The sequence below is a fragment of the Pandoraea norimbergensis genome, assembly GCF_001465545.3.
GTDB lineage: Bacteria > Pseudomonadota > Gammaproteobacteria > Burkholderiales > Burkholderiaceae > Pandoraea > Pandoraea norimbergensis.
Window position 1 is genome coordinate 3,886,831 of sequence record NZ_CP013480.3, and the last position, 15,681, is coordinate 3,902,511.

A 15,681-nucleotide genomic window follows, 5' to 3' on the forward strand; every position below is an offset into this window, starting at 1 on the left:
AGAAAAGTGACGCTGGATCAATCACTTGCATTGCCGCGCCCACTTATTAGGCAACCCTGTCGGCTCACTCGCTATCAAATGAGCCTTCCTCCACGTCAGGCAGCCATGGCATTCGGCATGGCGCGCCTGAAAAGAACAGGGCCGCGTCCAATGGATCGCGGCCTATTGTACTGTCACTCGCAACGCGTCAGCGTGACGCGTCGCGTGAACGCTCAAGCGTCGTCGCCGCGTTGCTTGGCTTCGAGCACTTCCCAGCGTTCGAGCGCTTCGAGCAACTCCAGTTCAATCGCTTCGCAACGTTCAGACAGCGCCGCACCCGCAGCCGGATCTTTCACAAAGACCGAGCCATCTGCGAGCTTCGCGGTGGCGTCTTGCTGTTCCACTTCGAGCGCTGCGATGCGCTCGGGCAGGCCATCGAGTTCACGCTGTTCCTTGTAGCTCAACTTGACCTTGCTGGTGCGCTTGGCTGCGGCGGGGGTGTCCTTTGCGGCGTCTTTCGTCGCCTCTGCCGCCGGTGCGCGTTGCGCGGACATGGCTACCGAGCGCTCGCGCTGAACTTGCCAGTCGGAGAAGCCGCCGACGTATTCGCGCCAGTTGCCGTCGCCTTCCGCCGCAATGACTGACGTCACCACGTTGTCGAGGAACGTACGGTCGTGGCTCACGAGGAACACCGTGCCGCTGTAGTCCTCAAGCAGTTCTTCGAGCAGTTCGAGGGTCGGGATGTCGAGGTCGTTGGTCGGTTCGTCGAGCACCAGCACGTTGGCCGGACGCGCAAACAGACGGGCGAGCAACAGACGGTTGCGCTCACCGCCGGAGAGCGATTTCACCGGCGAGCGGGCGCGTTCCGGCGAGAACAGGAAGTCGCCGAGATAGCTCATCACGTGCTTGCGGGCACCGTTGATTTCAATCCACTCGCTACCCGGGCTGATCGTGTCGAGCAGGCTCTTCTCCGGATCGAGTTGCGCGCGCATCTGGTCGAAGTACGCCACCTGCATGTTCGTGCCCACGCGAATCTCGCCGCTGTCCGGGGCGATCTGCCCGAGAATCAGCTTGAGCAGCGTCGTCTTGCCGGCACCGTTCTGTCCGACCAGTCCGACCTTGTCGCCGCGCATGAGCGTGGCTGTGAAGTCGCGCACGATCACACGATCGCCGTACGATTTCGTGACGTTGGTCAGCTCGGCCACGATCTTGCCGGACCGGTCGGCCTGACCGACTTCCATGCGCACATTGCCTTGCGTCTCGCGACGTCCGGCACGTTCAGTGCGCATCGCTTTCAGTCGCTCGATACGCGACACGCTACGCGTGCGGCGCGCTTCCACGCCCTTGCGAATCCACACTTCTTCTTGTGCAAGCAGCTTGTCGAACTTGTCGTTTTCCACGCGCTCGATTTCCAGCTGCGCGGCCTTGCGTTCCTGATACTGCGTGAAGTTGCCCGGGTACGAAAGCAGACGGCCGCGGTCGAGTTCGACGATGCGCGTGGCAACGCGGTCGAGGAAGCTTCGATCGTGGGTGATGAAGAACAACGCACCGCGAAAGCCGATCAACAGCTCTTCCAGCCAGCGAATGGCGTCGAAGTCCAGGTGGTTGGTCGGCTCGTCGAGCAGCAGCACGTCGGGCTTGGCGACCCACGCCTGTGCGAGCGACACACGTTTTTGCATCCCGCCCGAGAGCGCGCCCACGCGGGCATGCCCGTCGAGGCTAAGCTGCGCGATGGTGGTTTCCACGCGCGTCTTGAGTTGCCATCCGTCGGAAGCGTCGAGCGACGATTGCAGCGCCATCAGATGCGCGAGCAAATCGTCGTGTTCGGCACCTTCAGTCACAACGCCCAGCGCGTCGACGGTGCGTTCGTAATCGGAGAGCACGCCGTGCATCTCGCCAAGACCCTGCGCCACGGCGTCGAACACCGATTGCTCGGGGTCGAACTCGGGTTCCTGCGGCACGTAGACCGTGTTGAGCGTGCCTTGGCGCGCAATCAGACCGTCGTCAGGCGCGGTCAGTCCCGCGACAATCTTGAGCAACGACGACTTGCCGGCGCCGTTACGGCCGATCAGACCGACGCGCTCACCCGCTTCAAGCGAGAAATCGGCATTGTCGAGCAATGCCACGTGGCCGAACGCCAATTGGGCGCCGGTGATGGAATACAAAGCCATGTGTCGGGAAACGGGTGAACTGCGATGGAAGGTATTGTAGTGCCGGGCGCGAACGCCCGGCGCCGGTGAGGGTGTGACGAGGCGAGCCGCCTCGTGCGTTTAGCTCACTTAACTTACGAAATGCGGATCGCCCGCCGGCTCACTGGCCGGCGCGCGCAGCATCTCGATATGCATGATGCCGTCTTCGTCGTAAGGCTCGCTCGACTTGACGAAGCCGAATCCGCCATAAAACGCTTCCAAATGTGCCTGCGCGCCAATGCGCAACGGGGCATCGGGCCACTGCACGTCGGCAATCGCGATGGCCCGGGCGAGCAACTCGCGCCCAAGGCCTGTACCGCGATGCGACGCTGCCGTGATGACACGGCCAATCGACGCTTCGTCGTAAGCCAGCCCCGGCGGCAGCAAACGCAAATAGGCAGCAATCTGCGGCTGTGCGTCGGCATCGCGCACCTGGGCAATCAGGTGCAGGCTGTGGATGTCGCGCCCATCGATATCCTGATACGGGCAGTTCTGCTCGACCACGAATACCGCGTTACGTGCGGCCAGCACGCGGTAAAGCAGTGTGCTGCCCAACTCGTCGAACGACTTGCACATCCATTCCATTGCCGACTCTCCAGCCTTGCTTTGCGAAAGCCGGGACTATAGCACCGTCGCAGCGCGGCGATGCCGTCGGTCACACAGGGGATGGGAGTTTTACTGATAGTAGACGATGCCTTGCTCGATGTCGGCACGCGCATTGCGTTCGGCGTCATCAAGGGCGAAGCCTTGGGTGGCGAAGCCATAGGCGGTCTGAACCTGATACGCGCCCACTTTCTCCATGCCATGCCCGGTCGGGCGGTGAATCTCGTAGAACGCGTCCCAGCGGGCGTTGTCACGCTCCACGGCATGGACGCTGTACTGGAATTCTTGATATTGCGTTGTTTTCATTTTGGTTTCCTTCTTACTGCAAAAAATATAACTGATAAATAATCCCTCTCGAATCGGCTTACGGTGATGAGAGTGCAAACTCGCACAAATGTTTCCGTGAAGTGCACGCAGCCTAGCGGTCGAATATGACAAACACGCGACATTTCAGTGACTGACTTGTCACTGTAGCTACACGTCGACCGGCTTCGGCGTCTCATGACGGCGTCATGGGAGCGCTGAGAAACCTGTCGATCGCATGGATTGCGTGGATCGAACGATCACTAGGACGGGTACGCCAAGCATGCCTGGCACGGCGGTAGAACGCATTGACGCGTATCAACGCCACGCAAAGCGCGCGGGGTGACCCTGGCAAACTTCCTGTTTCGGGGATCGGTGCCTGCCATCCCTCCAGGGACAGCGGCTGAGCGTCAGATCTGACACACCTGACGTTCAAGTTGGCATGTAACGGACTGGGAACACGCGACACATCTGTGTAGTGATTATCGTGTCGCGAACCTGCCGTTGCCGGGCGCAGCCCGGCATCTCATGCCACTGGAGACCGCATTGGCGCGTCCGAAATTGACGGACGGATAAATGCAGATGGCGAATGATATCAGAATTTTAACGGCAGCGCACCAAAGCGCGTGAACCCTACGGTGCTGGCGCGCGATCGTCGATTTTCGCCAGCACCCAGTACATGTAGCCCGCGAACGCCCCGAAGACCACGTGCCCCACCACCATCATCCACGTGCGGGACTCGATGAACCACGGGAACAGTTGCGTCATCACGTAGAAATTCACGGCATAGACGACCAGACCGAACACCCCGCCGGCAATGGCGACGGTGGGCACGTCCGAATCGAGCCGGAATGGCGCGATGATGGCGCCGAGCACCACCCCGAGTACCACGCCGATGGCCGCGTGCACCATCAGCGCCATGGCGACGATGGAGACATCGAACGTTGGCGGCAGCGACAGAATGCCCGGGCCGAGCACGATCGCGGCGACCATGCGCGGCGGCACCCATGGGCTCTGGCCGGAGACCAGCAGGACCATGAGCATTTCGACGGCGGAGAAGAAAGCGCAGGCGACAAAGCCGGCGACCGCTGCGGCGGCCCAGTCGGGCGACCGATGCGTATAGCGGTGCGAGTGGAGGTGCAGTTCCATGATGTCCTCCCAGAAGGACCGCCAGCGGGGCCGGCAGTGTTTTCAGGATAGGACAATCTGAGCGCAGTGGCGGACCCGGTCGCTATATACTTGGCCTCACGCCCGCCGTCGGCGGGGACTTTCGGGGAGATATCGTATGTCCAGTCTCATCGGCTTGCTCGTCGCTATCGTGCTCGTTGGCGTTCCCGTCTGGCGCATTCTGACCCGGCTGGGCTTTTCACCGTGGTTCACGGTGCTGGCCTTCATTCCGGTGGTCAACATCATTTCTCTCTGGCTGCTCTCCTACGCCAACTGGCCCCAGCGTTCGTCCTCTTGAGCGCGCTGATCGCCGACGTCAGCGATCTGACTTAAATGGCCTGACTTAAATGGCCTGACTTCGGTGATCTGATTTCGGCTCGATAACACCCTGACTGCCGCGCAAGCGGCAGTTCTTTTTGCAAGATGCCGCACCTCACCGGCGAATAACGCGTATCACGCGAGTCGACGCTCGCCCGTGGTGCGGTGCGGTACGGTAGAATATTCGGCAAATTCCGAACACTGGACTGGCATGAGCACAGAGCTGACAGCGGCATCCAATTTCATCCGCAACATCATTGACGAAGACAACCGCTCGGGCAAATGGGGCCAGCGCGTCGAGACGCGCTTCCCGCCGGAGCCGAACGGCTACCTCCACATCGGTCACGCCAAGGCGATCTGTGTGAACTTCGGCATGGCGCGCGACTACGATGGCGTGTGCCATCTGCGCTTTGACGACACCAACCCCGAGAAGGAAGAGACCGAATACGTCGACTCCATCATCGAGATGGTGAAGTGGCTGGGCTTCAGCTACGACACGCCGGGCAAGGAACACCTTTACTTCGCCAGCGACTATTTCGAAACGCTCTATCAGGGCGCCGAGACGCTGATTCAGCGGGGCAAAGCCTACGTCGACAGCCAGAGCTTCGAGGACATGCGCGCCAATCGCGGCTCGCTGACCGAGCCGGGCAAGGATTCGCCGTTCCGCAATCGCACCGTCGAAGAGAATCTCGACCTGTTCCGCCGCATGCGTGCGGGCGAGTTTGCCGACGGCACGCATGTGCTGCGCGCCAAGATCGATATGGCGTCGCCGAACATCAATCTGCGCGATCCGGCCATCTATCGTATTCGTCACGCCCATCACCACCGTACGGGCGACGCCTGGTGCATCTACCCGATGTACACCTACGCGCACCCGCTCGAAGATGCCATCGAGAACATCACGCACAGCCTGTGCACGCTGGAGTTCGAAGACCAGCGTCCGTTCTACGACTGGGTGCTCGGCGAGTTGGCCGACGCAGGCATGTTCACGCGCCCGATGCCGCAACAGATCGAATTCGCGCGTCTGCAACTGACGTACGCGATTACCAGCAAGCGCAAGCTGCGCCAGCTCGTCGACGAAAAGCACGTCGACGGCTGGGACGATCCGCGCATGCCCACCCTCGTCGGCCTGCGCCGTCGTGGCTTCTCGCCGGAAAGTCTGCAATTGTTCTGCGAGCGCATCGGCGTAGCGAAGTCGGCCTCGTGGATCGACATGAGCATTCTCGAAGGGGCATTGCGTGACGATCTCGACCCGAAGGCGCCGCGCGCCACGGCCGTGCTCGACCCGCTCAAGCTGATCATCGACAACTATCCGGAAGGCCAGCAGGAAGACTGCCACGCCCCCGTGCACCCGCACTTCCCGGAGCGCGGCATGCGCACGTTCCCGATCTCGCGCGAGCTGTGGATCGAGCGCGAAGACTTCCAGGCCGAACCGGTCAAGGGCTTCTTCCGCCTGTTCCCGGGCAACAAGGTGCGTCTGCGCTACGGCTACGTCGTCGAATGCACGGGCTTCGACACCGATGCCGACGGCAACGTGACTGCCGTGCATTGCAACTACTTTGAAGACAGCCGTTCGGGCACGCCGGGCGCCGACACCTACAAGGTCAAGGGCAACATCCACTGGGTGAGTGCACTGCATGCGCTGGGTGCCGAAGTGCGCATCTACGATCGTCTGTTCATCGATCCGAACCCGGACGCCGGTGACAAGAACTTCCTCGACGCGATCAACCCGAACGCCAAGCGCGTGACGCAAGCCTATGTCGAACCGGGGCTGCTGAACGTGGCACCGGAAGACCGCGTGCAGTTCGAGCGCCACGGCTACTTTGTGGCCGATCGCCACGACTCGGCACCGGGCAAGCCGGTGTTCAACCGCATCGTGTCGCTCAAGGACAGTTGGGCCGTCAAGCCGGCCAAGGGCGGCGGCAAGTAAGTTCGCTGAACGTCTCTCGTTTCAAGCAAAACCCGCGTCTTCGTACGCGGGTTTTGTGTTTTTGGGCTAGATGATCCGAGCCACCTGATACGGAATATAACGAACCGGCGCGCTCCGGGCGGCGCGTTCGGCGTAAGCTCGCGCCAATCGTCCAATGGCCGCCGCTGCATGCCACCGTCCCGCTCACCGTCGCTTTCTGCGTCACTCTCTGTGCCGCCTTCTCCAGCCTCGTCCGTGGCGGAGTCACCTGCCCTCGCCCCATACCGCTGGCTGGCCGCTGAACTCCACGGCCTGACGGCAAACTTCGCGCAGATTTACTTCATTCCATCGGCAGGCATCGGGCTGCTGCTGCTTGCCGTACTCATGCTCGCCGATCGTCCGGCCGCGCTCACGGGGCTGGCAGCAAGTGTGGGCGCTTCGCTCATCGCGCTGGTCCTGCGCTTACCGCGCGACGCCCGGCGCCAAGGCCTGTTCGGCTACAACGCTGCGTTGACGGGCATCGCGTTCGGCGCCTTGTTGCAGCCCGACCTCACGTCAGCCGTGTGGTTGTCGGTGTGCGTGTGTCTGACGGTCATCGCATCCGCCGAACTCTCTCGCCATCGCCTACCTGCACTCACTGGCCCCTTCGTCGCGGTCATGGCCCTGTCGTGGGCGATGCAGCCGTGGCTCGGGCTGTTGCCACGTACTGCGGCGCTTGCCTGCGATACGGGCACGCCGGGTTTTGTCTTCTGTTCGGTCGGACAGGTCGTGTTCGTCGCCCCGTTGGTGCTCGGCTTGCTCACTTGGTATGTGCTGGCCCTGTGGAACGCCCGTGCGACGGTCTGGGCACTGGCTGCGGGTGTCGCCGTCTGGCTGGGCATTGCGCTACTGGCACAGCATTGGCCCGCGTTGGCGGGGCAAGCGGGCGGCATCGGCGTGAATGGGTTTCTCGCGGCACTCGGGCTGGGTGTCTTCCATCGCCGCCCGGGTGTGCGTCTGGCGGGGGCAGCCCTTGCCGGTTTGTTTTGTGTCGTTTTGGGCGCCCTGCTGGGGCCGCTCGGCTGGCCGTATTTCACGCTGCCGTTCAACCTTGCGGCGTGGGCGTTGCTTGCCGTCACACAGGGCGGACAGCCCGTCGACCCAACACCCCCGGCCCCACAACGCTGAAGCCTCCCTGCGGCCTTGAGCGCAGGCAAAAAAAAGCCCGAAACCGTAAGGTTCCGGGCACTCGCTTGTCGCTAACCCCGTGATTCGAAGCTGCCGTCTGCGCGGCAAAGGTGTTTAGCTTCCCCGTAGTGTGGTTTTGGCCTGCCCTCGCTCGTATTCCGAGCACTTCCATCCGTCTTGCTCTGCTTCCTCCCTGACACCGGAGGCAATGGCAAACGCCCCCCGACGTTTCCGCTCGCTACCGAAGCCCAGACCTCTTTCGTGTCTTACCTGTATCAACGGATGAGCGTGAAGAAAGTTGACCGGGGTATACGCGAATATATGAGGAAATATACGTAAATTCGACTGCGTGTGTTCGGCTTGGGCCTCAGTCAGCCCGCTCAATCAGCCCGCTCAATCAGCCCGCTCAATCGGCCGCATCAATCAGCCGCCTCATCCTCCGCATTGCCCTCCGAAGTCGCAGGCGTTTTGACCACGGCATAGCGTGCGAGCGTTTCCTTGCGCGCCACGTCGTGCGCCACGCGCGGCTGAGGATAATCAAGGCCTAGTTCGACTTTGGCGAGCGCCAGCACCGGCGCGTCGACGCGCCAGGGCGCGTGAATGGCCTTGTCGGACAGATTGGCCAGCTCCGGCACGTATTTACGGATAAAACGCCCCTGTGGATCGAACTTCTCCGACTGGGTCACCGGGTTGAAAATTCGGAAGTAAGGTTGCGCGTCGCACCCCGTCGAGGCTGCCCACTGCCAGCCGCCGTTGTTCGCAGCCAGATCGAAATCATTGAGCGCCAGCGCGAAGTACGCCTCGCCGCGTCGCCAGTCGACGCCCAGATCTTTCACCAGAAAGCTCGCCACGACCATGCGCAGGCGGTTATGCATGTACCCCGTCTGGTTGATCTGACGCATCGCCGCATCCACCAGCGGATAGCCCGTGCGGCCCTCACACCAAGCGTTGAAATCGTCGTCAGCCGCTGGTCCGCTCGCCCATTGAATCGCGTCATAGGCCGGTTTGAACGCGTTGCCGACCACTTCCGGATGGTGATGCAGGATCATGAAGTAGAACTCGCGCCAGATCAGCTCGCTCAGCCATGTCTGCGCGCCCGCACCGGCGTCCCCCCCACGGAGCATGGCCGCATGCGCTTCGCGGGCGAGTGTCCGGATTGAAATAGTGCCGAAGCGAAGATGCACGGAGAGATAACTCGGCCCACGTACCGCCGGATAGTCGCGGCGTTCACGGTAATGGGCCATGCGCGGCAGGAAGTCGTCGAGCAGTTGCTGCGCACCGGCTTCGCCTGCCGGGATCGCCATGCGGCGCTCCGCAGGCACATCGAAGCCCAGTTCTGCCAGCGACGGGATTTCGGTGGTTGCCTCCGACGCCGCATCCCTGGAAATCGACTCGGGCGCCGCCAGCCGCCGCATGTCGGCACGACGGCCATGGGGCGCCAGATCGACTGGCTGCGCCTGCTTGAGCCACGCACGCTGGTATGGCGTGAAGACGCTATAGGGCTCGCTCTGCGCCGTCAGCACCTCATTCATCTCGAAGACGACCTGATCCTTGACGTGCTCGAAGCCGATCGCCGCGTCGTCCAGCAAGCGGCTGACCTGACGGTCGCGCGTCACGGCGCCCGGCTCATAGTCTCGTCCAGCGAAAACCACCTGCACGCCAAGCGACTGCGCCAGCGCGGGAATCACGTCGACCGGGTCGCCATGACGCACGATCAGTGCTCCGCCGGCCGCCTCGATGTCATGCGCCAGTGCCGTGACGCTTTCGTGGATGAATGCGACACGGCGGTCGTCGCGCGGCAGGGCCGACAAAATCGTCGTGTCGAACACGAACACGACATAAACCTGTCCGCACGTCGCCAAGGCTTGCGCCAGCGTCGCGTTGTCGGTGCAGCGCAAATCGCGTCGCAGCCACACCAGTCCCTTTTGAAATTCAGTCATGTCAGATCGGCGCGACACTCTCGTGCCGGTATCGGTTTGGTCCGTCAAATCCCGTACCATAGCGGCATCGCGGACTTTATGCCATCGGCGTCGATTACCTCATGTCTCGGACGTTTCCGACTTTGGCCGGCGCTCGCGCGGGCCGGCTTGCTGCCTTCCCCTCTGCCCTCATCCTTGTCGCGGCCACCTTGCTCGCCGGCTGCGCCACGCCATCGAAAGCACCGCCAGCGGCGTCAAAGGCCACCCAACCTGCTCCCGATGCGGCCACCCTGCGTGAGCGCCATCTGGCCGCCGCCAACGCGGCCGCAGATCAGTACCGGACTTGTTTGTACGGACACGTCGCGCGCTACGTCAATCTGGTGCCCGATCCGGTCCGTCTTGCCGACGAAGCCGCCGTCGAATGTTCCCCCATCACCGAGCGATTCCGACGCGAGCGACAGGCTGCCATCGTGACCTACACGACGGCGACCGACGCAGCACAGCAGGCCGATGCCGCGACAGCCACGCTACAGGCCGACGGCCAACGCGTGGCGCGAGCCCGTGCCACGGAGTTGCGCGCACTTCAGTGATGGGATTCGAGGACGGGGGGACGGTGCCGGGTCATCGAGCTTGGCGACCGGGCTGAGCCACGTTGAAATGGCAAACGCCAATCAGTGGAAGGCACCCCCAAACAGCCGTTCGTCGCCGCTACTCACCGCTACTCACCGCTACTCACCGCTACCCGCCGCATAAGCGTTCTCCCGAGCGTGCTTTCCCTAATCGGGCAAGCCCCGATTGGCGAACGGTACTCGGTTGACCAAAATGAAATCGCCCTCTTACGTCCTTTTGGGGGTACTGCGACAACGTCATTTGCCCGCTTCGGCGGGCATTTTTCTTCGGTATCCGCAGGAATTTGTCCGCCGCATCCTGAGCCAGGAGGGCGTGATGTGCATCTTTTCCAGAGGTCAGCCGGAAGTCACTTGTCGTCGGGCCCACGCGGCGCCGACGCGTCCCCGGCAGCCGCTTCCGGCGATGGATCGTCGTGGCCCAGCCAGCGGTGTGCGAGGGCTTCGATTCGCCCGCCGACCGCCAGCACGATAAGCAGCAGCACCATCGCCACGAGCGCGATATGCCAGCGCCCCAGCCCGCAGATGATGCCGATGCCGGTCGTACTCCAGAGCGCCGCCGCGGTGGTGAAGCCGTGCACGTTGGCACTGCGCCCCGAGCGCACAATGCAGCCCGCGCCTAGAAAGCCGATACCGGCCACGATGCCCTGCACGACGCGGCCCACCGACGACGCATCGGTCGCGACGTCAGAACCGGGGAACGGCACCACGGCCAGCACGAATAGCGCCGAGCCGAACGAGACGATGGCGAGCGTGCGCAACCCCACCGATTTGTGATGCAAGTTACGGTTGAGTCCGACCAGACCGCCCAACAACAATGCGGCCGTGAGCCGCAGCGTAACTTCGATGATCTCCGCCATCCGCTTTCTCCCTACCCGCATACGCAAGTGTGATGCAGCATTATGGCTTGCTTATGCGCTTGCTGCGCCCCCTTCCTGCACAGCGACGGGCACGTCGTCCCAATCGTCGAACAATCGCAACTGACGCGCCGCCTGTGCTTCGAGCAGACGCACACCGACACCCATCAGCCGTACCGGGCGACGACGGCGCCCCACCGCTTCGGCGAGCAGCTGGCGACATTGCGTGGCGTCGACGCCGAGCGCCCCCGCTTCGGCGGTCGTACGCGAAAAGTCTGCGAAACGCACTTTGACGAAAACCTTGGCAATCGCGATCGGTTCGCCGCGTCGTGCCCGTGCAATTCGCTCGTGCAACTGGCGCATCAGCGGTTCGAACGCCACTTCGCAATCGGCGAGCGTCCGAAGATCACGCGTGTAGGTAGTTTCGACGCTGATCGATTTGCGCTCCCGGTCAGGCGTCACTTCCCGTGTATCGATACCCCGGCAGCGTTCATGCAGACGCTGGCCGAACACGCCAAAGCGCTCGGTCAATTCCGTCAGCGAGTGGTTGCGAAGATCGCCGCAGGAATCCACGCCAAGTGCACGCAGTTTCTCGGCCGTGACCTTCCCCACACCGAACAGGCGCTCGACTGGCAGCGCGGCGACAAACGCGTCGATCTCCGCCGGACGCACCACGAACATGCCGTCCGGCTTGCGCCAGTCGCTGGCAATCTTCGCAATGAACTTGTTTGGGGCCACGCCAGCAGACACCGTCAGTCCGACCTCCGCCGAGATGCGCGTCCGGATCTCGCGGGCAATCAACGTGGCAGAACCCTCGCATCGCTCGCTATCAGTGACGTCCAGATACGCCTCATCGAGCGAGAGCGGTTCGACCAGATCGGTGTAATCGCGGTAGATCGCCATGATGCGTTGCGAGGCTTCGCGATACCGCTCCATCGTCGGCGCAATGATGCGCAGATCGGGGCAAAGCTTGACCGCCTGTGCCGATGGCATGGCGGAGCGCACGCCGAACGCGCGGGCCTCGTAGTTGCAGGTGGCGACGACGCCGCGCTGATCGGGCTGCCCGCCCACCGCCAATGGAATGCCCCGCAACGACGGATCGTCACGCATCTCGACCGAGGCATAGAAGCAATCGGCGTCGCAGTGGATGATTTTGCGTGTGAGGGGCAGCATGGATAAGGGCGGAAAACACTGTGCAAATATACAGCATTCGTCTACTTATCGCAGCCTATGAGGCACATCTCCGAGATGCCGCTGCCAACCACCGCTACCGCACCGGCAGGAACTGAAGAAACTGCGCGCCGAGCAGGTTTTGCACATAGCCGATACCCGCTCGCCGATATTTCTCGTCGAGCATTTCGGCGAGCAGGTCCAGACGGCCGATGATCTTGCCGAATTCACGTTCAAAACTCACGTTGGTCACATCGGCCATCTCGTTGGCGAGAAGCAGCGGCCGCCCGGCCAGATCGCGACGGCTGGCCAGCAGCCATGCAGCGATCTCCACATTTCGTGCAGCGTTATAGATACGCTGCCCATCGAGACCGTCGCTCAGATAGAACACCGTGCTGCCGCCGTGCGCCGTGATGATCGTGTCCGACAAGCTGAAGACGAAGGCGGCCACGCGGTCGCCGTCAAACGCCGGATCGAGTGAACGCGACAGCGCCCTGACGTCACGCAAGTCTTTCAATTCCGCCAGATTGCGGCGCCCTTCGACCGCCGCACGCAGTTGCGCCATCGCTTGCCCTTGCGTGGCGGCACCGCTCTTGCGCCATTCGCGCGGATTGCGCTTGTAGAGCTTGTCGGCCAGCAGATAGAGACTTTCGAGATTGGCGCGCATGCCGAGCGTTGCCATGCGGTTGATATCGGTCTGCGCAAGATCGGCCGTCGTCATCGACGTGGAGCGCACCTTGCCGTGATCGACCGGGGTCTCCTGATACGACGCACAGGCGCCGCACAGCGAGGTCATCGCCACGACGCAGACTAGGCGACGTGTCTTGCGCAGGGTGTCGAAGTCAGGCAATCGAATCATGGGCAGGTCGTGATCGGCAAGCGACGACTCTACGCGATCGACGACCGTTGTTGCGCCACGCCGCGAAGGAATTTTGTGACATTCGGTAACGCCATCGCCTCAAGCCTTCAGCACATCCGCCATGCCGGTGAATAGCGGATGCGTCATCGCCTCTTCGAGTCGAAGCACCGGCGTGACACAGCAATCGGCGTTCGCAAACCGTGCCGTCCAGTCGGCTTGCGAGGCGCTTGCAAACACCGCCGCTAACTCCGCCTGCAAGGCACGGGCATCCTCGCCGCCGACCGGTTGCCCGAGCATCCAGTGCCTGTCTTTCCACCCCGGACGGTCCAGCACGTCACACAACGTCTGCCAGAACTTAAGTTCGAGTGCCCCTACCGCCATGTAACGCCCGTCTTGCGTGCGATACACCTGATAGCAAGGCACGCCGCCATTGAGCAGGTCTTCGCCCGCACGCGCAGCACGCGCCTGTCGGTGCACCGCCACAGCCGGCACCAGATTGGCGCGAAAGACTTCGTGTGTCATCGACACGTCGAGCCACCGCCCGCGCCCGGTCCGCAGGGCCGCAAAAAGCGCGGCCAGCACCACCTCGACGCAGGCCTGCGCACCGCCAAACAAATCGCCGATCTGGAAGTTCGGCACGATTGGCGCATCGCTCGCGTCACACAGTTGATCAAGCACGCCCGCGTAACCGATGTAGTTGATGTCGTGACCTGCTGCCTGCGCCAACGGTCCCTGCTGTCCGTAGCCGCTGATCGATGCCATCACCAGCGATGGACGATGTTTTACGAGCGTCTCGAAGCCGAAGCCCAGCCGGTCCATCACGCCGGGACGAAAGCCTTCAAGCAGCACGTCCGCGCGTGCCACGTGTTCGAGAAACACGGCGCGATCGGCGGCTTGCTTGAGATCGAGCCGCTCCACTGATTTGCCGCGATTGAGCAATCGCCAAAACGCACTGGGCGGTGCCTCTGCCTCGCGCAGCATCATCTCGCGGGCATAATCACCCGCGCCGGTGTCTTCGATCTTGATGACGTGCGCGCCCATCTCTGCGAGACGCAGGCCGGCCAACGGGCCGGGGAGCAAACGGGTGAGATCCAGTACGGTAACGCCGGCCAGCGGCGCATCTTGAGAGGCGGTCATGGGGTAGCGGAATAGGGTTATCGGGCGACTGCTTGCTACCGTATCGTGCCTCACCCTTCGCCCGCAACCAGACGAACCCTCATTCGCCCTCGGACTTGTCTGAATTCGTCGCCGCGCTGCCAACGGTCGATGCCATCGCGCCGGTGGCGTCGGCGGAGGCTGACCTCGGCGCCTGTCCGTCCGGATGCCCGTCATGCCCGTCATGCGCGTCATCCCCGGGGGCCCCCGACGGCCACGCAATCACGCCCTCGGCCAGCAGGCGGGCGATCTGCACGTCGCGATAGCCGATCTCGCGCAGAATCTCACCGGTGTGCTCACCGACCGTCGGTAACGGCATGCGCGCCGGCAGGCGCTGCCCGGCCATGGTGATCGGCAGCAAGGGTACGGCGGTGTGCTCACCGTCATCGGTGGTCAACTCGCCGAGGCCGCCGCTCGCTTGCAGATGCGGGTCGTCGAACAGCGCCTGCGGGGTGACGATGGGCGCGAACGGCAAGCCGTGACGCTCGAACGCGGCCGACAGGTAGTCCGCGTCGTAGCCCTGCACCATCTCGCGCAGCAGCGGCATCAGCCAATCGCGCGCGAGCACGCGGTCATTGTTGGTGGCGAGCCTCGCATCGTCGGCCAAGTCGCTGCGCCCGAAGACGTCGCAGAAAATGCGCCACTGCGTGTCGCTCACCACCGCCAGAAAGATCTGCACGCCGTCGCGTGCGGTAAATACGTCGTAGATGCCCCATGCCGAGACGCGCGCCGGCATCGGCGCCGGCGCCACGCCCGTGACCGCGTATTGCTGCATGTGTTGCGCTGCAAGCAAGACGCAGTTCTCGAAAAGCGCGCCCTGCACTTCCTGTCCGCGCCCCGTGGTCTTGCGCTCATAGAGGGCCGCGAGCGCCGCCAGCGCGCCGAACACACCGCCCATGATGTCGTTGACCGATGCGCCGGCCCGTAACGGCTGCCCCGGCGGCCCCGTCATGTACGCCAGCCCGGCCATCATTTGCACGACTTCGTCGAGTGCTGTGCGCGCGGCATACGGTCCCGGCAGAAACCCCTTGAGCGAGACATAGACCAGCGCGGGGTTGAGCCGCGCGAGCGTGGCATAGTCGAGCCCGATCTGCCGCATGCGGCCCGGTTTGAAGTTCTCAGTCACCACGTCGGCCGTGCCCACGAGCCGAAGCATCAACTCCCGCCCTTCCGGGCGTGTGACATCGACGGCCAGACTGCGCTTGTTCCGGTTGAACGTGCGAAAAAACCCCGCACCGGTGCCGAGCAACCGGCGCGTGGCATCGCCGCTCACCGGCTCGACCTTGATGACGTCGGCGCCGAGATCGCCCAGCACCATGCCGCACGTCGGGCCCATCACCATATGAGAGAACTCCACCACGCGGATGCCTTGCAGTGGCATTGGCGTCGCGCGAACGGCATCCTGCATGTGCTGCCTCCTCTACTGCGCCGCACATCGCCGGACAAGCGGGCCATGCGGG

At 63.1% G+C, this 15,681-nt stretch carries 14 protein-coding genes; 4 read left to right on the forward strand and 10 right to left on the reverse strand.

Annotation, left to right across the window (positions count from 1 at the left end; translation table 11 throughout):
- Positions 1 to 212 precede the first annotated feature (212 nt).
- The 4 genes from AT302_RS17035 to AT302_RS17050 form a co-directional block, all read right to left on the reverse strand.
- On the reverse strand, positions 213 to 2,150 hold the full coding sequence (locus AT302_RS17035; protein ID WP_058379447.1) for an ATP-binding cassette domain-containing protein: 1,938 nt from the start codon (positions 2,148 to 2,150) through the stop codon (positions 213 to 215).
- A 108-nt stretch (positions 2,151 to 2,258) separates the two neighbouring features.
- A complete protein-coding gene (locus tag AT302_RS17040; RefSeq protein ID WP_058379448.1) occupies positions 2,259 to 2,753 on the reverse strand; it encodes a GNAT family N-acetyltransferase in 495 nt (164 codons plus the stop codon).
- A gap of 90 nt (positions 2,754 to 2,843) precedes the next feature.
- Positions 2,844 to 3,077: a hypothetical protein gene (locus AT302_RS17045; protein WP_058379449.1), complete on the reverse strand. Its 234-nt coding sequence runs from the start codon at positions 3,075 to 3,077 to the stop codon at positions 2,844 to 2,846.
- 630 nt (positions 3,078 to 3,707) lie between these two features.
- Positions 3,708 to 4,223 (reverse strand): hypothetical protein, encoded by a 516-nt coding sequence (locus tag AT302_RS17050; protein WP_058379450.1) that lies wholly within the window; start codon positions 4,221 to 4,223, stop codon positions 3,708 to 3,710.
- 136 nt (positions 4,224 to 4,359) lie between these two features.
- On the opposite strand from AT302_RS17050, the gene AT302_RS17055 reads away from it, so the two are divergent.
- The 3 genes from AT302_RS17055 to AT302_RS17065 all read left to right on the forward strand — a co-directional run bounded on the left by AT302_RS17055 (position 4,360) and on the right by AT302_RS17065 (position 7,635).
- Entirely contained in the window at positions 4,360 to 4,539 is a 180-nt protein-coding gene (locus tag AT302_RS17055; protein WP_058379451.1) for a hypothetical protein, read from the forward strand.
- Positions 4,540 to 4,770: 231 nt separating this feature from the next.
- Entirely contained in the window at positions 4,771 to 6,489 is a 1,719-nt protein-coding gene (locus AT302_RS17060; protein ID WP_058379452.1) for a glutamine--tRNA ligase/YqeY domain fusion protein, read from the forward strand.
- A gap of 234 nt (positions 6,490 to 6,723) precedes the next feature.
- The gene (locus AT302_RS17065) at positions 6,724 to 7,635 is read left to right on the forward strand and encodes an urea transporter (protein WP_058379453.1); all 912 of its coding nucleotides are present in this window, start codon (positions 6,724 to 6,726) and stop codon (positions 7,633 to 7,635) included.
- Positions 7,636 to 8,054: 419 nt separating this feature from the next.
- Here AT302_RS17065 and AT302_RS17070 read toward each other — a convergent pair whose 3' ends face one another.
- A complete protein-coding gene (locus AT302_RS17070) occupies positions 8,055 to 9,575 on the reverse strand; it encodes a cryptochrome/photolyase family protein (RefSeq protein WP_058379454.1) in 1,521 nt (506 codons plus the stop codon).
- A 101-nt stretch (positions 9,576 to 9,676) separates the two neighbouring features.
- On the opposite strand from AT302_RS17070, the gene AT302_RS27675 reads away from it, so the two are divergent.
- Entirely contained in the window at positions 9,677 to 10,144 is a 468-nt protein-coding gene (locus tag AT302_RS27675; RefSeq protein ID WP_157125818.1) for a hypothetical protein, read from the forward strand.
- A gap of 386 nt (positions 10,145 to 10,530) precedes the next feature.
- On the opposite strand, the gene AT302_RS17080 is transcribed toward AT302_RS27675, so the two are convergent.
- The 5 genes from AT302_RS17080 to AT302_RS17100 all read right to left on the reverse strand — a co-directional run bounded on the left by AT302_RS17080 (position 10,531) and on the right by AT302_RS17100 (position 15,629).
- On the reverse strand, positions 10,531 to 11,040 hold the full coding sequence (locus tag AT302_RS17080) for an MgtC/SapB family protein (protein ID WP_058379456.1): 510 nt from the start codon (positions 11,038 to 11,040) through the stop codon (positions 10,531 to 10,533).
- A 51-nt stretch (positions 11,041 to 11,091) separates the two neighbouring features.
- Positions 11,092 to 12,210 carry a DNA polymerase IV gene (gene dinB, locus AT302_RS17085; protein WP_058379457.1) on the reverse strand — a complete coding sequence of 373 codons (1,119 nt, stop codon included), beginning with the start codon at positions 12,208 to 12,210 and terminating at the stop codon, positions 11,092 to 11,094.
- A 94-nt stretch (positions 12,211 to 12,304) separates the two neighbouring features.
- The gene (locus AT302_RS17090; RefSeq protein WP_322788711.1) at positions 12,305 to 13,066 is read right to left on the reverse strand and encodes a hypothetical protein; all 762 of its coding nucleotides are present in this window, start codon (positions 13,064 to 13,066) and stop codon (positions 12,305 to 12,307) included.
- A gap of 99 nt (positions 13,067 to 13,165) precedes the next feature.
- Entirely contained in the window at positions 13,166 to 14,203 is a 1,038-nt protein-coding gene (locus AT302_RS17095) for a CaiB/BaiF CoA transferase family protein (protein ID WP_058379458.1), read from the reverse strand.
- 79 nt (positions 14,204 to 14,282) lie between these two features.
- Positions 14,283 to 15,629 (reverse strand): CaiB/BaiF CoA transferase family protein, encoded by a 1,347-nt coding sequence (locus AT302_RS17100; RefSeq protein ID WP_058379459.1) that lies wholly within the window; start codon positions 15,627 to 15,629, stop codon positions 14,283 to 14,285.
- Between the last annotated feature and the right edge of the window lie 52 nt (positions 15,630 to 15,681).